Origin of the sequence: Bacillus sp. JJ634, from assembly GCF_036962285.1 — a bacterium.
In the GTDB taxonomy this organism is placed as follows: Bacteria; Bacillota; Bacilli; order Bacillales; family DSM-1321; genus Peribacillus; species Peribacillus asahii_A.
Window position 1 is genome coordinate 1 of sequence record NZ_JBALMU010000077.1, and the last position, 17,353, is coordinate 17,353.

Genomic DNA, 17,353 nt, shown 5'->3' on the forward strand with positions numbered 1-17,353 from the left:
CAGTTTCATTTTCTTTCTTATTATATATATCGTTGTCCTTTACACTTGCCAGATTGTTTATCATTTTAGGTGAAACGATGTTATAAATCACTTCGACTTTATTTTTTTGATCAGGAAATCTATTTTTCATAACGTTTGCACACTCTTCAGAAACGGTAATAATATGTTGAAGCTCTTGGAAATATCCTTTATCAAATTCAGGATCCATACCTAGTTTGTCATAATCGGTATGAACCCAGCCAATTTTTTTGGCTGCTTTTACTTTATCAACACAAAAATAAGTTGATGTTTTTTCAAGAAATCCTATTGCCACATCATATTCTTTTTCAAGTTTATCGAACGATCTTGACATGTATTTCCAAGTCATTTGCTCTCGGATTGTACTATTTTTTATCTTTCTATTTTGAATAGTAAACATCATCCGATTATACGCTAAAGAAAATTTACCATTTAATAGTAAACCCTTAATAGACCGGGCTAACGGTAATGTAAATAACTGAAAAGAAGGGGGATTAGAAATAAGTCGAACTTCCTTTGGCAAGAATTCCATAAAGATTCCCTCGTGATTCAACAAAAATAAATCAACATTAAATAAATCATAATCAATTTGCGATAACAAATTGACTAAACTTTTCTCACCGCCACCAGCTGATAAACTGGGCATGATAAACAATAGATTTTTTTTCATAATATCCCTCAAATTATTCCATTATCTCCTTTACATATTTTACCGCTTCGTAAGACATTTTTTTTATATTAGGTATAGATTGTTCAAGTACTTGTCTAATTGACTCTTCCTCACTAATCATCTCATTAAAAGCAGCTTTTAACTTGTTACCATCCGATATTTCATCTATGCCTAAAACTAACTTTTCTTTACCAAATATATCTTTGGCAATTCCTTTCGACTTCACACTATACCCCAATACCATAGTAGGAACTAAACTTGAATAAGCGGCTATCGTTGCATGAGTTCTAGCCCCAATAAAAAATCTCATTCTAGCTATATATCCTTTGTATTGAATTGCATTTAAATGCTCAGGTAATATAATGACTCTTCCTGTATGCTCATACTCTTGAAAATATTTTAATAAAACTTCAAAATCATTATTACCTGGTTGAATGACATGAGGGGTAAGGGCAATGGTCATATCCGTTTTATTCAATATATGATCAATAAGTTCTCTTACCGCAGATTGAGAACCTTTATTTCTCTCCCATACTAGGGGGCTAAAATTTAATCCCAAAGTATTTCCGTCTTGCCAGCCATTAGGCAATTCTAACTCCTCTTTCTCCATCGTAAATGCGGGATCAGCACATAATTTTACATTTTTTAACCCTTTACTTTTTAACATTTTATAAGTTAGCGTTTCACGAGCCAGGATTAAATCAAATAATCTTAAATCCTCCAATTTTCTTACAGACATATCCTCTTCCCCTATGGAGCAACCCCATAATACTAATTTCTTTCCTTGCACTTTAACTCTTCTATTTATTTCATACCATCCAGGCTGTTCACCGTAACAATAGTTATCTCCTCCTATAGATAAGCAAACATCTACATTTTTAATACGCTTAATAATATTTTCATATATTTTACCCAATGCATAAGACTCATCATTAAATAGCTTTACTTTGAATGAAGAAAGCAACCACTGATAGGAATAACTCTTAATAACAGACTTAGAGCCATCAAAAATATCATCTAATTGAGGGATCATTCTATCAGTTTCTGGTTTCCCTGAAGCTAAATATACGTTTGCACCATTGATTTTTTCTTTTATGATTGTTGTAGATGAACGAACTATAGCTTCACACCCCCTGTTAAGGGAACCATCATGAGCAAACATAAGAATCTTCATACATCTAATCTCCTTGAGTAATATTTATTTCTATATCGACTGTAAGAAAAAGCACAATAAAGACCCATTACAACTTTATTTTTAATCATAAATAATAGGAATTTCTCGTATCTTCCAAGTGTCCCGTAAGTTTGTTCGGTGAATAAAGGTAATGCCTCTCGGACATTTTTATCATGTATCATATTTTTTACATATCTATACCTTTTTATAAAACTTACATTTTCTGACGGAGTAAAGTACATATGTATATAAGATAGAACACTATATATTAATTTGATTGATCGAAACTGTTGAACCTTTTCCTGATTAATATTGGTTAAATATATTTCTGGAAGTTTGGAAGTATATACTTCTATAGCTCTATTAAAATAATCTTTTTCCTCTATACTCCTAGTAGCACTTCCAGGAACTTCTCTATAATGATAACCTGTATAGTCTATATACATCGCAGTTTCTGCATAACTGAAAAATTGAATATTAAACATACCATCTTCACCTAGCGCTACCTTCTCTGGAAATATAATATGTTGAGATTTTATCAATTTATTTTTAAATATTTTATTACATACAGTGTTGAAATTATCTGACTTTAAGAAATAAGGTAGTAGTTCTGTTTTTAAATATTCCTCACTAAGAATTATTCCCTTAGGAAATGGATATTTGGTGATAACTTTATGACCTTCCAACTCGCTTTCAAAATTAGAAATTACTATATCACAATTATAGAGTTGGGCACTTTGATATAATCTTTTAAACATATCACTTTCAATGAAATCGTCGGCATCGACAAACCCAACATATTTACCAGTAGCTACTTGTAACCCTTCATTTCTTGCGATGCTCACTCCTTGATTTTCTTGATTAATTAGTTTCATTCGTGAATCATGTTTCTTATACTTTTCAATAACTTGACTGCTGTTATCTTCAGAACCATCATTAACAAATATAAACTCACATTCTTGAAGTGATTGATTTAATAGCGATTTAATGCAGTCCTCAATATATTTTTCAGCATTGTATACAGGAATAATTACACTAATTTTTATATTCAAATCAAAATCATCTCTTTCTTTATTTAACAAATATCATACAAATTCTGAAGTTCATTGCTATTGCTATAATTGTTTCCATCAACATAACGAATTAATAAACTTCTTAATTTATCGTTTTTATATAACTTTTCTATTCCAACTGCCAATCCTTCTACGTTTAAATCACAAATTACCCCATCCGTTCCATCCTTAATTTGGCTTTTTGCCGTTGAGTAATTAGTTATTAAAACTGGTTTTCCTATTATTTTAGCTTCTGTAACAGTAACAGCCTTCCCCTCATACCTAGATGGCTGTACATATAATTCAGCTGCTTTAATAAATGGATAAGGATTCTTTTTTTTCCCTAACAAAATAAATTGATCTTCTAACCTATTCTCAGTAATCAATTTTTTAATCATAGCCTCATCCCCGCCATACCCAACTATATACCAAGCTATTTCTTTATAACCTTTATCTTTCAAAATTTTTAACGCCTTGACAGCATTATCAATTCCTTTCGCATGAGACAATCTTGCAACTGTTATAATTTTAAATCTATTGTCGTTAATCATAGGATTTTCTACTTCTTCATTAGCCATTTTCTTAATAAAAGCTGGTGAGGTTATATTTTCTATTACCTTTACCTTATGCTCTAAAACAGGATACTTGGTTAAAAAAGATTGTTTACATGCCTCTGAGACGGCTATAATATGATCAAACTTACTCCACATTTTTAAATCCATTTTAATGTTTGTTTCAACTTTAGAATAATCAGTGTGAATCCATGCTAGTTTCTTTTTGGCCTTAACCTTTTCAGCAACAAAATAATGTGGCCACAAAAAGCTGATTGCAGCATCATACTCTTTATCCATTTTCGGCAAAAATGGTAAAATATATCTCCACATTAGTTGCATCTGGTAATATCCTGGTTCTTCTACTTTTTTTAATTTCCCAATAAGGTCAGCATTGATTTTAGATAAAATTCTTCCTAATCCAATACTATACTGTTTATCTTTTAAAGTTTCGGATATCGATTTCCTAAATGTAGAATATTGCGGAACTTCATTTAATAAATGTACTTTATTCGGAACTAAATCCATGAAATCTCCTTGATGACTATACAACATTAAATCAACAGAATAGTTCTTATAATCGAAGTTTTCCAGCATACTAATAAGGCTTCTCTCTACTCCTCCAACTTCCATATCGTAAGAGGCTATTAATAGATTGTTCATTTTTCCATCCTAACCTCCTGAAACTAATTTTCTGATTCTAGCTATGTTATCTCCGCCTAAAATTTTAGCTGCAATTAGTTTTATATTGCTTTTAATCCTTGCTTTAGCTGGTAACCAACTTTTATAAAAATGATGCATTGCATAAGTCTCCTCATTAGTAAATGTTCTGCAATTAATATAGTCATAGGGAGAGAAATAAGTTTGTGGATAGAATACACCCATATTGTCTATCTTCTGATATAACCCATTTTTTTCGAGTCCAATATCCTCCAATATTCGTGTTATTCTAGCGACGTTTGTTAGATCGTCAAAGCTTCCATCTTCTTTTTTGAATTTTTTTCCCTGGTAGGAATCTAGAAACCGTTTAATTAACAGATTACCTTGTTTAGAGCCGATTGTACTTGTGGCTATATAATTCTCCTGTTCAAACCCCCAAAATGAATCATGATGAAGAAGGTTTTCAAATGATTTAAAAACTTCCACATCTGTATCTAAGTAAATCCCTCCATAATAATAAAGAGAATGAACTCTTACATAATCACTGACGAAAGCATATTTACCGGCTTCATAAGCTTCTTTGACATAAGAATTTATAGTAAGGTCAAAATTTTCTTCATTCCATTCAATAAATTCATATTCTTGTAAGTGATTTTCCCAACTTTCTATACATTTTTTAACAATGGCTGGTTTTTCGCTTTTACCAAACCAACAGTAGTGGATTATTTTTGGAATTTGAGTATTTGAATTCACTATAGTTCTCCTTTATTTTCATCCTTTATCTATCTCCGAATGTTGGTTTTGCCATTTGATAAAATCTATTAATGGTTTATATTGATAGATTTGCTCCTTTTCTAAACCTGAATTTTTTAGTTCATAAATAAAATCAATCCACTCTTTATCAAGTAAAACTTGGGTGTCTTGCTGCGTTCCCGTTTTTAATAAGCTTACGATGTCGACATGTAAGACCTGGGCAATCTTCTTCATCACTTGGAGTGAAGGATTTTGATTTAAATTACGTTCAATATTGCTAAGGTAAGACTTAGAGATATTAGATTTTTCTGCTAGCTCCGATAATGTATATCCCCTACTTTTTCGAATTTCTGCTATATTTTTTCCTATCATTTAGTTACCTCTTAAATTCATTTTTTGCATACATTAGGTGGTTAAGCTACTTTTGAATTCCGGTGACAATGAATCCTTCTGATACAAAACTCTCTTTATACATTGAATTACGCGCATTTGATCAGATTGGGACATATTAGATCCAGATGGTAAACATAATCCAGATTTAAAAAGTTGCTCGGAGACACTTTCTTCTTTACTATGTGAATAGTATTTATAATGTACGAATAGTGGCTGGAGATGGAGTGGTTTCCATACGGGCCTTGCTTCAATATTTTCTTCACTAAGAGCATGTAATAGATCTGTCGGGGTAACTCCAGCTATTTTTTCATTTATAGTTAAAGTAGTTAACCAGCGATTAGAGTACGTATTTTCTAGTTCAGGCATAAAAGAAAGACCAGGTATATCGTCTAACAATTCTTGATATATCTTAAAGATTTCTCTTCTTGCCTGCACCCTTTGTTCTAATACAGCTAGTTGACTTCGTCCAACCCCTGCTAAAATATTACTCATTCTGTAGTTATAACCTAATTCACTATGCTGATAATGAGGGGCAGGATCTCTTGCTTGCGTTGCTAAAAATCGAGCTTTTTGTAAGGCAACGTTGTTATTAGAAACAAGCATACCGCCACCTGAAGTAGTAATAATTTTGTTACCATTAAATGAATAAATCCCGAATTCCCCAAATGTACCACTTGCTTGCTCTTTATACATGGCTCCTAGTGATTCAGCGGCGTCTTCAATAATTGGAACCCCGTATTGATGACAAATGGCACATAGCTCATCCATTTTTGCAGGTTGTCCGTACAGATTGACTATAATAACAGCTTTCGGAATCTTCCCAGCTTGAGTGGCATCCTTGAAAGCTGCTTGGAGTGCAACTGGTGACATATTCCACGTATCTGGTTCAGAATCAATAAAAACAGGTTCAGCATTTTGATAAAGAATTGGATTTGCTGTAGCCACGAATGTAAGGCTCGAACAAAAAACCATATCTCCTTTTTTAACCCCTAATAAAGAAAGAGCTAAGTGAATCGCTGCGGTTCCTGAACTGAGGGCAACGGCTTCTTTAGCTCCAACATAATTTGCTATTTCTTTTTCAAAAGCATCAACATTCGGCCCTAAAGGTGCAATCCAATTAGATGTAAAGGCTTCTTTAATATATTCCATCTCGTTTCCACTCAAATGAGGAGGAGAAAGAAGGATTTTATTCTGCAGAAATTGATTGACCATATGATACACCCTCAATTTTTATTTTATTTTTCACTTTTGCAGGAGTCCCTACGGCTGTACTATATGATGGGATATTATGGATAACTGTTGCGCCCGCTCCAATAATAGACCACTCCCCAATGTGAACGCTAGGAATAAGAGTCGCACCTGCTCCTACTTGTACGCCTTCTTCTATAACAACTGAACCAGTAAGTGTAGCATTTGGAGAAATATGTGCATAATTATCTATTTTATTGTCATGTTCAACGACAGCACCAGTATTGATAATAACATGGCTTCCAATCATCGAATCAGCATTAATTACAGCATTCGGCATAATGACTGTGCCTACCCCAACTTGACTCAATGGACTTACAATCGCCGAACGATGTTGAATCGAAAGAAAGTAATTATCAGGAAGATTCAACTTTTCAACAATTTGTTTTCTAACTGAATTACTACCAATTGCAATGATGAATTTAATTTCACTATAGTATTCTAATAGTTTACTAACCATGGATAGTGGACCGTAAAAAACCTGTTCCAAATTAATTTCTTCTTTATATTTGTCATCTAAATAGCCGATAATATTATAGTGTGAATTCGACAGGATAATATCTTTAATGACCTTACTATGTCCTCCCTCCCCAACCACAACAATATTCATCCGTTTCCCTCTCTTTCCTTAGTTTCTGTTCCAGTAAAACAATCTACCGTAGCTTGTCCATCCTGATTAATTCCTTCTGATTTTATTACTTTCTTAGCAGTTAACCATAATATTTTTATGTCTAAAAAAATCGTTTGATTTTCTACATACCATACATCGAGTCTGAATTTTTCTTCCCATGAAATTGCATTTCGTCCATTCACCTGCGCCCATCCCGTAATCCCTGGTTTGATATGATGTCGTTTTGCCTGTTCCGCTGTATATAATGGTAAATATTCCATTAATAATGGTCGTGGTCCGACTAAGCTAAGCTCTCCTTTTACGACATTAATTAATTGTGGAAGTTCATCAAGGCTGAATTTTCTTAGAAATTTTCCAAATGAGTTTAGACGAAGATGATCAGGCAATAGCTTACCTTGTTGATCTTTGGCATCATTCATAGAGCGAAATTTATATAGATAAAAAGGTTGTTCATATAATCCTGGTCGCTTCTGTTTGAAAAGTATCGGCGAACCAAGTTGAATTCTTACAATAATAGCAAGAACAAACATTATAGGGCTCAACATTATTAATAGAAGTAATGAAATAACTAAATCTAGTATTCGTTTCATGTTCTCACTTCCAAAATTATTTGTTTGTCACTAAAGCGGCCAATAATTGTTGTTTAATTTCTTCGATTAAGCTTTCAATCTTTATATCTTCGACTTCAGTTCCTAATTTATAAGCATGAAACAAAATATCTTTAAACAATTGCTGGCGTATATCTTCTGAATGCATCATCTTCTCACCGTTCTATTATCATTTTTGGATAAAAAAACCCTCATTCTGATTTAAATGAGGATTAAACACTTGTTTATTATTTTGGTATCCCCCTGGATTGTTAACTTGCCAAGTCCAGGAATCTCGACACATTTCTTTAATACCTTTCTCTGCGGTCCACCCTAATTCCTTCTTTGCTTTAGTCGAATCTGCATAGCAAACGGCTACATCACCTGGTCTTGGTTCAGTCAGTTGATAAGGAATTTTCACACCAGTGACCGATTCAAATGCTGATACGACTTCTAATACGCTATGGCCTTGTCCTGTTCCTAAATTATAAATACTGATACTATTAGAATTTACTGTTTTTTCAAGGGCGGCAACATGTCCACGAGCGAGATCTGTAACATGGATATAATCTCTAACTCCAGTGCCATCAAGGGTTGGATAATTGCTTCCAAATACCTTCAACTCATCTAGTTCACCGATTGCTACTTTTGTGATGTAAGGCATAAGATTATTGGGGATCCCCGTTGGATCTTCGCCAATTAAACCACTTTCATGAGCACCAATTGGATTGAAATACCTCAGAATCGAAATGCTCCATTCTGGTTCAGATACATGTAAATCGTGGAGAATTTCTTCAATGATGAGCTTTGTACGTCCATAAGGATTCATTACCTTCAGCGGAGAATCTTCAGAAATAGGGACTTTTTCTGGCATACCATATACAGTTGCCGATGAACTAAATACTAAGTTCCTGACATTATACTTTTGCATGAGCTGACATAATATGATTGTGCTTGTTAAGTTAGATTTAAAATACTTAAGCGGTTCCGCCACAGATTCACCCACCGCTTTAAGACCAGCGAAATGAATCACTGCCTCTATTTCATTTTCCAAAAACACTCGTTCCAACTCAAACTCATCTAACAGATCAATTTGATAGATTTTAAATGCTTTTCCAGTAATTTTTTGAACTCGATGCAAAGCCTCTGGCTTACTATTCATAAAATTATCAACAATGATAAGGTCATGGCCGGCATTTAAAAGCTCGACACTCGTATGACTCCCGATAAAGCCAGCTCCCCCGGTTACAAGAATCATTTTACCACCTCCACATTTCTCTAGAAATTTATATTAGAACAAATTCTCTAGTAATTCGCTTTTATAAATGATATTTAAACTTATTACATTTTCATAATAGTAAAAAATAAAGTATAAAACTAAAATACTATAATACATAAGCTTTTGATCTCTTTTACTAAAAGCTTCAATAATCCATGATATTAAGATAAGCTGATAAAGGTTGAAGTAAATCGAAACTCTTGCAAATATCCAACTTTGAGTGGAAATAACCATAAAAACTAATCCAAGGATAGACATGTTTACAATATAATCACTTTTAGGAAAAACCTCTCGTAATTTTTCACGTCCAAGATAGGCGAGGATAATAGGAGCTGCACTTACTGCAACCCTAATAATATTGGCTCCTCCTTCATCAAAAGAAGAATAGTCACTGTATTGTGTATCTTCTAGTGCAGTAAATAATATGGATGAAAACATTTCAAATCCGAAAACAATTAATATAGAAAGAAAAATGATGAAAAAAGTGGACTTGGACCATGCTTTTACACGAACTAAGAAGTAAATCGGTAAAAGTATGAGTGCACTTAAATGAATTGTAGATGCGAGTAACACAAGAGCTGAATATTTGATAAAGTTCCCATTAAATAAATATTTTGTTGCCGCAAAACAAATCGCTGCAGCCATTACTTGCCGAATTCCATTCATAGATACTAAATGAAGTCCGCCTGTTATATATACAAACGTACTCAATTCAAAAATTCTTGAGTAATTATAAAGTACGAGAATAATCAAAACATTTGTAATTAAAGCTGTTGAAAAAATTAATATTTGGGGATCATCTGAATAATTTTTTAGGATCATCTGAAGTACGCCAAAACCATAATCTTTTTGAGAAATAATATATTCCCAGGTGAAATCATTTATTTCAAATAAATAAATATAAAAAAATGTATCACCAATATTCTCTCTCAGCCCAGAAATCACAACTAAACAGACCATAACACCAAATACCAACATTTTATTCGGCTTTGAATAAAAACCTATACCTGTAGCAAAGGAAGGTGTTGCAAAATAACGACTGAAAAAGGAAAATAGAAATACAATAGCAAGATTAATCCAGAGTATGGTCATAAGATAAATCCTTTCAACGGTAACTAAAAAGAACAAGCACTGTTAAAAGTAAGCTCGACATACCTTAAACAGATCTTGTTCGATTAATGATTAATAAATATAAAATGAAGCCAAATGGAAATGCTAAAATAGTTAACAATTTCTTAGGTGTTTCATGGAATAATCGCCAATTTTTCATTAATAAATTGCTAGATACATAATGGATCGCTTGTCTAAATTTATATAATTGTCCGCCGAATGGTAATTTCATTAACTCTTTTCTAAAAAATGAAAATCCCTTTGGGTTTTTACGATATTGACTAAACATATTAAGTGATGATCCATCTTGAAGATACTCAACATGACAGACGATTTCATTCATAAGCAACATCTCATATCTCTTATCAATCATGAAATACTTGTAAGTGAGTCCTACGTATTTCTCCTCCTGGAATAATGGATATGGAAATTCCTTCGTCAGCTCAGTACGGTAAATAAGCTTTTTATCTCCAGTTACACCATGTTTATGATACAAATTAAATAATGTAGAAGATAAAAGATTCTCTGGTAATCTAGACCCAATAATTTGATTATCCTTCGAAGCATCTAAAGCGACAATTCCACTATACTTTCTATTTCCGTTTTTTCTCCAAAAGCTAATGATTTTTTCTATAGCATCATCTGCCATGAAGTCATCAGAATCAATGCAAACATTTAACTCTGTTTCAATGAGTTCATAGGCCGTGTTATGTGCCCCATGCATTCCTTGGTTTTTTTGGTAGAAATATTGAATCTCAAATGTTGCTTCCTTCATCCAGCTTTCAACAAGATCCTTCGTTTGATCGGTAGAACCATCATCAATAATCAGCCAAATGAAATCTTTGGATGTCTGCCGTTTTAAACTTTCGTAACATAAATGAAGAGTGTAAGCTCGATTAAAGGTCGGGGTAAATACAGTAATGATAGGAAGCATTTTAGAAACCTCCAAGTATATTCATTTTATTATTTGATATTGAATGAAAAGTAGAATAATACTCAGATAACCATTGTGCCATAGTCGTCGTATCATACCCGCTCTTCCTAATTTGCTCCAATGTATTTGTATGCTCATAAGTGGAAGATAAAATTATATCCGCCCATTCCTCAGAAGATTTATCGAGACTGACAAACTCTATCCTTCGTGTTACATCGGTTTCACTTGTTATTGTATTAGAAACTACACATTTTAATCCAGCAGCTTGTGCCTCAACTAATACAACCGGTAATCCTTCAAATAGCGAAGGAAATAAAAAAAGATCCATAGCCTGCATAAGCTGTGGAATATCTTTTCTTAACCCTAAAAATTTAACGTTCGGTTCTAATCCAAGGCTTTTTACTTTTTTTTCAATGGATTCTCTTAAAAGTCCTTCACCTACAAGGAGTAACAATGCATTTGGTTGTCTATTACATACGGATTTAAAAATATCAATTAGAAATTCATGGTTCTTTTGTTTGTTAAATCTACCGATATGACCGATAACTAGTTCACTTTGAATACCTAGTTGTTTTCGAATTTGACTACGAATGGTTGAATTAAATACAAATTCTTCCGCATTTACAGCATTATTAAGTACATTAAATTTCTTAGAGTGTACAATATTTTTCCCGAATAACCATTGCCCTGCTTTTTTTGAACATGCGAAAAAATGATTTGTATTATCTTTCAAATACGATCTAGCAAATAAACGAAAAGGTAGTTTATAATCTAATCCTAAATCACTTAAATGGCTATGAGCAATTCTGATAGGTACGCAAGCATTCTTCGCTGCTCGTAAAACAAAACTACTATTTTCATTAATATGTGAATGGACCACTTTATAATCCTGGTGGGTTAAGAAAAAATCATCGAGAGTCTTGAAATACATGCGATAGTTTCCAGGTCGAATTGATGGCATCCTGAAAATCCTACCACCAAAACGTTCTATCTCATCATCATAATCACCGCGTTCTGTACGATGAACCATAAAATCAAATTGGATATGTTCACGGTCCATCTTTCTATAATAATTCATCAACATCGTTTCAAGACCACCACGATTCATAACAGTAACAACTTGTAAAATACGGATTGGTTTCAAACTAGTTTCACCTCTATCTAACAATCTTACGTAACCATTCAATGGAAACTAACATACAGTAGTAAGCTATTGCTGATTTTGTTTTTGCACAGAAATAAAAAGCTTTCCAAGCAATTGAAAAGTGTACTAACTCAAATTGTTCAAATGAACGTTGTATTCGATCATCGTTCAATATGTTATTTAGTTTCTTTATTTTTTTAAAAAATGAATCTTCATTGCCTTTACTAACCGTATTTAAACCGAGCCCTAATGTTCCGAGACAAATCCGATTATTTAGTGCCTGATAAAATTCTTCATTCATTTCTTTGCTCTTTAAAAAAAAGCTAATTTTGTTATAGAGGACAAACCACTGATTTAATAAATTTGGCTTATAACTGGAAGTTACTGATGTTTCGTTACCTCTCCAGTAATGATAATAGGGTAAATTTATAAAAACAAATGATGTTGCATAATAGAAAGCTTCGATATTAAAAAGGGAATCTTCATTTGTTCCAATCTCATTAAGGTCTGTAAAACGAATGTGATTATTCATAATAATTTCTCTGCGATATAGCTTTGACCAGACTGTACCCCATGCATCTAATAGTTCCGGATTTGAAACCTCTTCCTTTAGAGGCCCTACTAACCTTCTCATGATTGTAGTTTTTAGTTCTTCATCTTGATAAAAGACTTTCCCTGGTAGATTAAAGATTTTTTCTTTTGAATGATTCTCAAATTCTCGAATATAAGAACACATGACGATATCAGCATCATAATCTATTGCTTGTTGATACATAGATTGATACATATTATTTTCTACCCAGTCGTCAGGATCGACAAAACCAATATACTGTCCAGTTGCATGGGAGATACCTACATTACGTGCAGAAGAAACACCTCCATTTGGCTTATCAATGCTCTTAATTCTAGGGTCCAACTTTTTGTATTCTCTTAAAATTTTCAGACTCGAATCAGTAGATTCATCATTAACAGCAATTATTTCTATATCATGTATCGTTTGTGATAATAAGCTATCTAAACATCGGGATAGGTATTTTTCGACATTATATATAGGCACGATGATACTTATTTTTGGGCTCATCTTCGTCCTCCACCATAAATCCTGAATATATAACACTTAATTCGGCGCTGACCCGAGCTATTGAATATTTCTGAACAATTTTCTCGCTTTGTAAACCCAAATGTTGACGAAGATTCACTGAATGGAATAATTCAATAATTTTTTCACTGAAAACGAGATTATCATTTGAATGTGCCAAAAATCCATTCTCTTCATGTATGATAAGCTCCCTATGTCCCCTATTATTACTCGCAATCACCGGTAATCCGCATGCCATTGCTTCCATAATATTAACGGGTAGCCCTTCTCGTAGGCTTGAGGCAACCGCAACATCGCTAATTTTCAGTAAAGCATCAATGTCTTTTCGAAAACCAAGAAACTTAATCATTTTCGAAACATTGAGTTCATGTGCAAGCTTTTGACAGTACTCTAGAAATGGTCCCTGTCCTGCAAGAAGTAACTTACAATTTGGAATCTCATCTTTTATGCTAGCAAGGGAGCGAATAAGCAATTGCTGGTTTTTGTTTTTATTAAACTCTGCAGCATAGAACATGACGAAGTCTTCTTTATTAAATCCGTATTTTGCTCGCAAAGAAGCTTTCTGCGACTCATCAACTGGATGAAAACGTTCAATATCAACACCTACTCCATGGACGTGCTTGATTGTTTTCGCCTTGAATTTTCTGCTTTGAGCTAGCTGAAAGTCTTCTTCGTTTATAGTAATCAAGCAATCCGTCAGGCGAGCAAGTGTTTTTTCAATCGGGTAATAAATGAGCCAGTTAATGAGCGGAGCACCTTTGCAAAAATGAAACCCGTGTGCCGTATAAATGACTTTTGTTTTTCCTTTTCTTACTTTTCGTGCTGCTAAACGTGCTAGGACCCCCCCCATTGGGGTGTGACAATGAATAATGTCGTAGTGATTGTCCTCAACAATAGCTTGCAATTGCTTGTAAGCCGTTAAATTTGCTCTTTTAAACGGCGATCGCTGAATTGGAATCGTATATTTTCGATCGACAAATGGTAACTTTAAGTCATCAGCCGCTACTGTGTGAACTTCATATCCTTGCTCTTTAAACCACTTGAAATACGGTAAATGAAATGATTCAAAATGAATGTCCTTCGTCGCACAAAATAGTACTTTTTTATTCATTATTTATCTATCCATTCTTATTTATTGTTAGTTCTCGATTAAGTACAGTAGTTAAATAATTTAGAAGGTTGTCTCTTAAATCCTCATGCTGAAGTGCAAGTTCAATGGTTGTTTGGATGAACCCTAGCTTCTCTCCTACGTCATATCGAACCCCTTCAAAATCATAAGCGTAAATTTCCTCAAACTCATTTAATCTCGAAATGGCATCTGTTAACTGAATCTCACCACCAGCACCTGGTTCTTGATTGCCTAATATGTCAAAAATTCTTGGATTTAGAATATATCTGCCCATAATGGCTAAGTTAGAAGGAGCTTCAGCTTGTTTTGGTTTTTCTACTAAACTATTTACACTAAAAAATCGAGTGTCTACTGTATTTGCATCAATAATTCCGTAGCGAGAAACTTCTTCCATAGAGACCTGTTGAACACCCAGAACAGAAGCGTTGTACCGCTCATATTGCTCAATTAATTGTTGAAGACAAGGTTTTTCAGCTCGTACAATATCATCACCTAATAAGACAGCAAACGGTTCATTACCAATAAATTTACGTGCACACCAGACTGCATGACCTAACCCTTTAGGTTCCTTTTGGCGAATATAATGGATATCAACTAATTTTGATGACTTTTGCACTTCTTGTAATAAATCATATTTTCCTTTTTCATATAATATTTGTTCTAATTCAAAGGAATGATCAAAATGGTCCTCAATAGCTCGCTTTCCTTTCCCTGTTACAATAATGATATCTTCAATTCCTGATTCAATTGCTTCTTCCACAATGTATTGAATCGTTGGTTTATCGACAATCGGTAACATTTCCTTCGGCATCGCTTTTGTGGCAGGTAAAAATCTTGTTCCCAGACCTGCTGCTGGAATAATGGCCTTTCTAATTTTCATAGAATCGATCTCCTTCAACTAGAAATTGACACGATAGACTTCGAACCAATGTGTCCATTTGCTGTGTTTAATATTTTTTCTCTCAATGTCTTTTTGTCTATATGAGCATAATTGGCAATGATATCTTCAATTTCAGCCATATAAAGTTCTTTTGATTTTCCAACATAAATATTAGGATAAATTTGCTGATCATGAATTTCATCTTTATTCAGCAATTCTTCAAATAATTTTTCCCCCGGCCTGATTCCTGTGAATTCTATGCCGATTTCTTCTATCGTATGACCGGAAAGGACAATTAGATTCTTGGCCAAATCTACTATTTTCACAGGTTGTCCCATATCTAAAACAAAGATTTCCCCACCTTGAGCTAGTGCTCCCGCTTGAATGACGAGTCTTGACGATTCAGGAATAGTCATAAAATAGCGAATCATATCTGGGTGAGTGACTGTTACTGGTCCGCCTTTTTCAATTTGCTTCGTAAATAAAGGAATGACACTCCCGCGGCTTCCTAATACATTTCCAAAGCGAACAGCTACAAATTTTGTCTTACTATCGACATCCATATGTTGAATAATCATTTCTGCTAATCTTTTCGTAGCGCCCATCACGCTCGTAGGATTGACAGCTTTATCGCTTGATATCATGACAAAAGTTTGAACCCCATGCCAGCTAGCTGCTTTTGCCACATTCATTGTCCCAATGACATTATTCTTAACAGCCTCTTCAGGGTTATGTTCCATAAGTGGTACATGTTTGTGGGCAGCTGCATGATAAATAACATCCGGCTGATAAGCACCTATAACTGATAATATTTTCTTTTCATCCTGAATGTCAGCGATTTCTGGAATAATTTCGATTTTAGTATTCTTATAGGATTCTTTTAATTCCATCTCAATTGTATAAATGCTATTTTCCCCATGGCCTAATAAAATTAATTTCTTAGGATTAAACTTGGCTACTTGACGACAAATCTCTGAACCAATGGATCCGCCAGCACCTGTTACTAAAACGATTTTATCGGAAACATATTCCGATATACTTTCAATATTTAATTTCACAGGATCTCTTCCTAACAAATCTTCAACCTGGACATCACGAAATTTATTAACCGATAACTTTCCAGTTAATAAATCTTCTATCATAGGTAAAATTTGCGTTTTCGCATCCGTTTTAGCACACTCTTGAAAGATGACATTCAATTCTTGTTTACTCAATGACGGAATGGCAATAATGATATGTTCAATATTTAACTTTTGAACATATTCCGATATTTTGCATACACCTCCAACTACTGGTATACCCAAAATATCTAAATTATGTTTTTTTTGATTGTCATCTACAAATGCAACCGGCAATAATTCTGAATCATTTCTTTTTAATAATTGCCTGACTACCATTGTGCCTGCCGATCCTGCACCGACAACTAACGTCTTTTTTTTGTTTGCGTCTTTAATTAAATAGAAATCACGGTATATCCTCCAACAAAATCTTGAACCGCCAATCAATAGCATATGTAGCAGCCATGTCACTGTAAGAAGACGATAATAAACCTCACTAAGTACTAATTGCTGAATGAACGCCGTGGTCACAATAGATGCTGTAACGGTTTTAAAAATGATAAGCAATTCACCGATACTCGCATATTCCCAGGCTTTTTTATATAAATGGAATCTAAAAGAAAAAAGATGATGGCTAATTAATATAGCAAGAGAGCTAATAACAACAGGAAATGTTACAACATAAATACTGGCATCTGCGAGAAAACGGCCAAAAAAAATCGCCGTTATCACAATACCGGTATCAATAATGAGAAATAATGATAACCTTTGCGGATAAGTCATTCATCTTCCCCCTTTTTAATTAATGAATGAACTATAATTTTTTCTTTAAATTACATATCCAGCATTTTTGAAAATTCTTTTTGCTGTTCACTCGATTCCTTCTGATGACTAATGAATTTTTGAAAGAGATTTAGAAATCCTTTACATCTGAAGATCACTTATCTAAATTAAAAGATTAAAGTATTAAAGTACTAAATTAT

The 17,353-nt window shown here is 33.6% G+C and carries 18 protein-coding genes; all 18 read right to left on the minus strand.

Features of this window, described 5'->3' with window-relative positions; all coding sequences use genetic code 11:
- Window positions 1-688: glycosyltransferase family protein (locus V7068_RS12935; protein ID WP_499713129.1), on the minus strand; the 688-nt coding region annotated here is incomplete at its 3' end.
- 13 nt (window positions 689-701) lie between these two features.
- On the minus strand, window positions 702-1,862 hold the full coding sequence (locus V7068_RS12940; RefSeq protein ID WP_499713130.1) for a polysaccharide pyruvyl transferase family protein: 1,161 nt from the start codon (window positions 1,860-1,862) through the stop codon (window positions 702-704).
- Window positions 1,859-2,944, minus strand: a complete 1,086-nt coding sequence (locus V7068_RS12945; protein ID WP_499713131.1) for a glycosyltransferase — start codon at window positions 2,942-2,944, stop codon at window positions 1,859-1,861. The genes V7068_RS12940 and V7068_RS12945 overlap by 4 nt, the downstream gene beginning before the upstream one ends.
- Window positions 2,938-4,128, minus strand: coding sequence for a glycosyltransferase (locus V7068_RS12950; protein ID WP_499713132.1), 1,191 nt, complete (start codon window positions 4,126-4,128; stop codon window positions 2,938-2,940). The genes V7068_RS12945 and V7068_RS12950 overlap by 7 nt, the downstream gene beginning before the upstream one ends.
- A 9-nt stretch (window positions 4,129-4,137) precedes the next feature.
- Window positions 4,138-4,881, minus strand: coding sequence for a glycosyltransferase family 32 protein (locus V7068_RS12955; protein WP_499713146.1), 744 nt, complete (start codon window positions 4,879-4,881; stop codon window positions 4,138-4,140).
- 15 nt (window positions 4,882-4,896) lie between these two features.
- Window positions 4,897-5,250: a helix-turn-helix domain-containing protein gene (locus V7068_RS12960; RefSeq protein WP_499713133.1), complete on the minus strand. Its 354-nt coding sequence runs from the start codon at window positions 5,248-5,250 to the stop codon at window positions 4,897-4,899.
- A gap of 33 nt (window positions 5,251-5,283) precedes the next feature.
- Window positions 5,284-6,483 (minus strand): DegT/DnrJ/EryC1/StrS family aminotransferase, encoded by a 1,200-nt coding sequence (locus V7068_RS12965; protein WP_499713134.1) that lies wholly within the window; start codon window positions 6,481-6,483, stop codon window positions 5,284-5,286.
- Window positions 6,458-7,129 carry an acetyltransferase gene (locus V7068_RS12970; RefSeq protein WP_499713135.1) on the minus strand — a complete coding sequence of 224 codons (672 nt, stop codon included), beginning with the start codon at window positions 7,127-7,129 and terminating at the stop codon, window positions 6,458-6,460. The genes V7068_RS12965 and V7068_RS12970 overlap by 26 nt, the downstream gene beginning before the upstream one ends.
- Window positions 7,126-7,740 carry a sugar transferase gene (locus tag V7068_RS12975; RefSeq protein WP_499713136.1) on the minus strand — a complete coding sequence of 205 codons (615 nt, stop codon included), beginning with the start codon at window positions 7,738-7,740 and terminating at the stop codon, window positions 7,126-7,128. Before V7068_RS12975 ends, V7068_RS12970 begins: the two co-directional genes overlap by 4 nt.
- 16 nt (window positions 7,741-7,756) lie before the next feature.
- Window positions 7,757-7,909, minus strand: a complete 153-nt coding sequence (locus V7068_RS12980; RefSeq protein ID WP_499713137.1) for a YwzD family small protein — start codon at window positions 7,907-7,909, stop codon at window positions 7,757-7,759.
- A gap of 18 nt (window positions 7,910-7,927) precedes the next feature.
- On the minus strand, window positions 7,928-8,995 hold the full coding sequence (gene galE, locus V7068_RS12985) for a UDP-glucose 4-epimerase GalE (RefSeq protein ID WP_499713138.1): 1,068 nt from the start codon (window positions 8,993-8,995) through the stop codon (window positions 7,928-7,930).
- 33 nt (window positions 8,996-9,028) lie between these two features.
- The gene (locus tag V7068_RS12990) at window positions 9,029-10,108 is read right to left on the minus strand and encodes an EpsG family protein (RefSeq protein WP_499713139.1); all 1,080 of its coding nucleotides are present in this window, start codon (window positions 10,106-10,108) and stop codon (window positions 9,029-9,031) included.
- A gap of 64 nt (window positions 10,109-10,172) precedes the next feature.
- Window positions 10,173-11,060: a glycosyltransferase family 2 protein gene (locus tag V7068_RS12995; RefSeq protein ID WP_499713140.1), complete on the minus strand. Its 888-nt coding sequence runs from the start codon at window positions 11,058-11,060 to the stop codon at window positions 10,173-10,175.
- Window position 11,061: 1 nt separating this feature from the next.
- Window positions 11,062-12,204 (minus strand): glycosyltransferase family 1 protein, encoded by a 1,143-nt coding sequence (locus tag V7068_RS13000; RefSeq protein ID WP_499713141.1) that lies wholly within the window; start codon window positions 12,202-12,204, stop codon window positions 11,062-11,064.
- A gap of 13 nt (window positions 12,205-12,217) precedes the next feature.
- Window positions 12,218-13,285 carry a glycosyltransferase gene (locus V7068_RS13005; RefSeq protein ID WP_499713142.1) on the minus strand — a complete coding sequence of 356 codons (1,068 nt, stop codon included), beginning with the start codon at window positions 13,283-13,285 and terminating at the stop codon, window positions 12,218-12,220.
- Complete coding sequence (locus V7068_RS13010) at window positions 13,248-14,414, minus strand: glycosyltransferase family 4 protein (RefSeq protein WP_499713143.1); 1,167 nt, start codon at window positions 14,412-14,414, stop codon at window positions 13,248-13,250. The genes V7068_RS13005 and V7068_RS13010 overlap by 38 nt, the downstream gene beginning before the upstream one ends.
- 7 nt (window positions 14,415-14,421) lie before the next feature.
- On the minus strand, window positions 14,422-15,312 hold the full coding sequence (gene galU, locus V7068_RS13015; protein ID WP_499713144.1) for a UTP--glucose-1-phosphate uridylyltransferase GalU: 891 nt from the start codon (window positions 15,310-15,312) through the stop codon (window positions 14,422-14,424).
- Between the two features lie 14 nt (window positions 15,313-15,326).
- Window positions 15,327-17,153, minus strand: coding sequence for a polysaccharide biosynthesis protein (locus V7068_RS13020; protein WP_499713145.1), 1,827 nt, complete (start codon window positions 17,151-17,153; stop codon window positions 15,327-15,329).
- Between the last annotated feature and the right edge of the window lie 200 nt (window positions 17,154-17,353).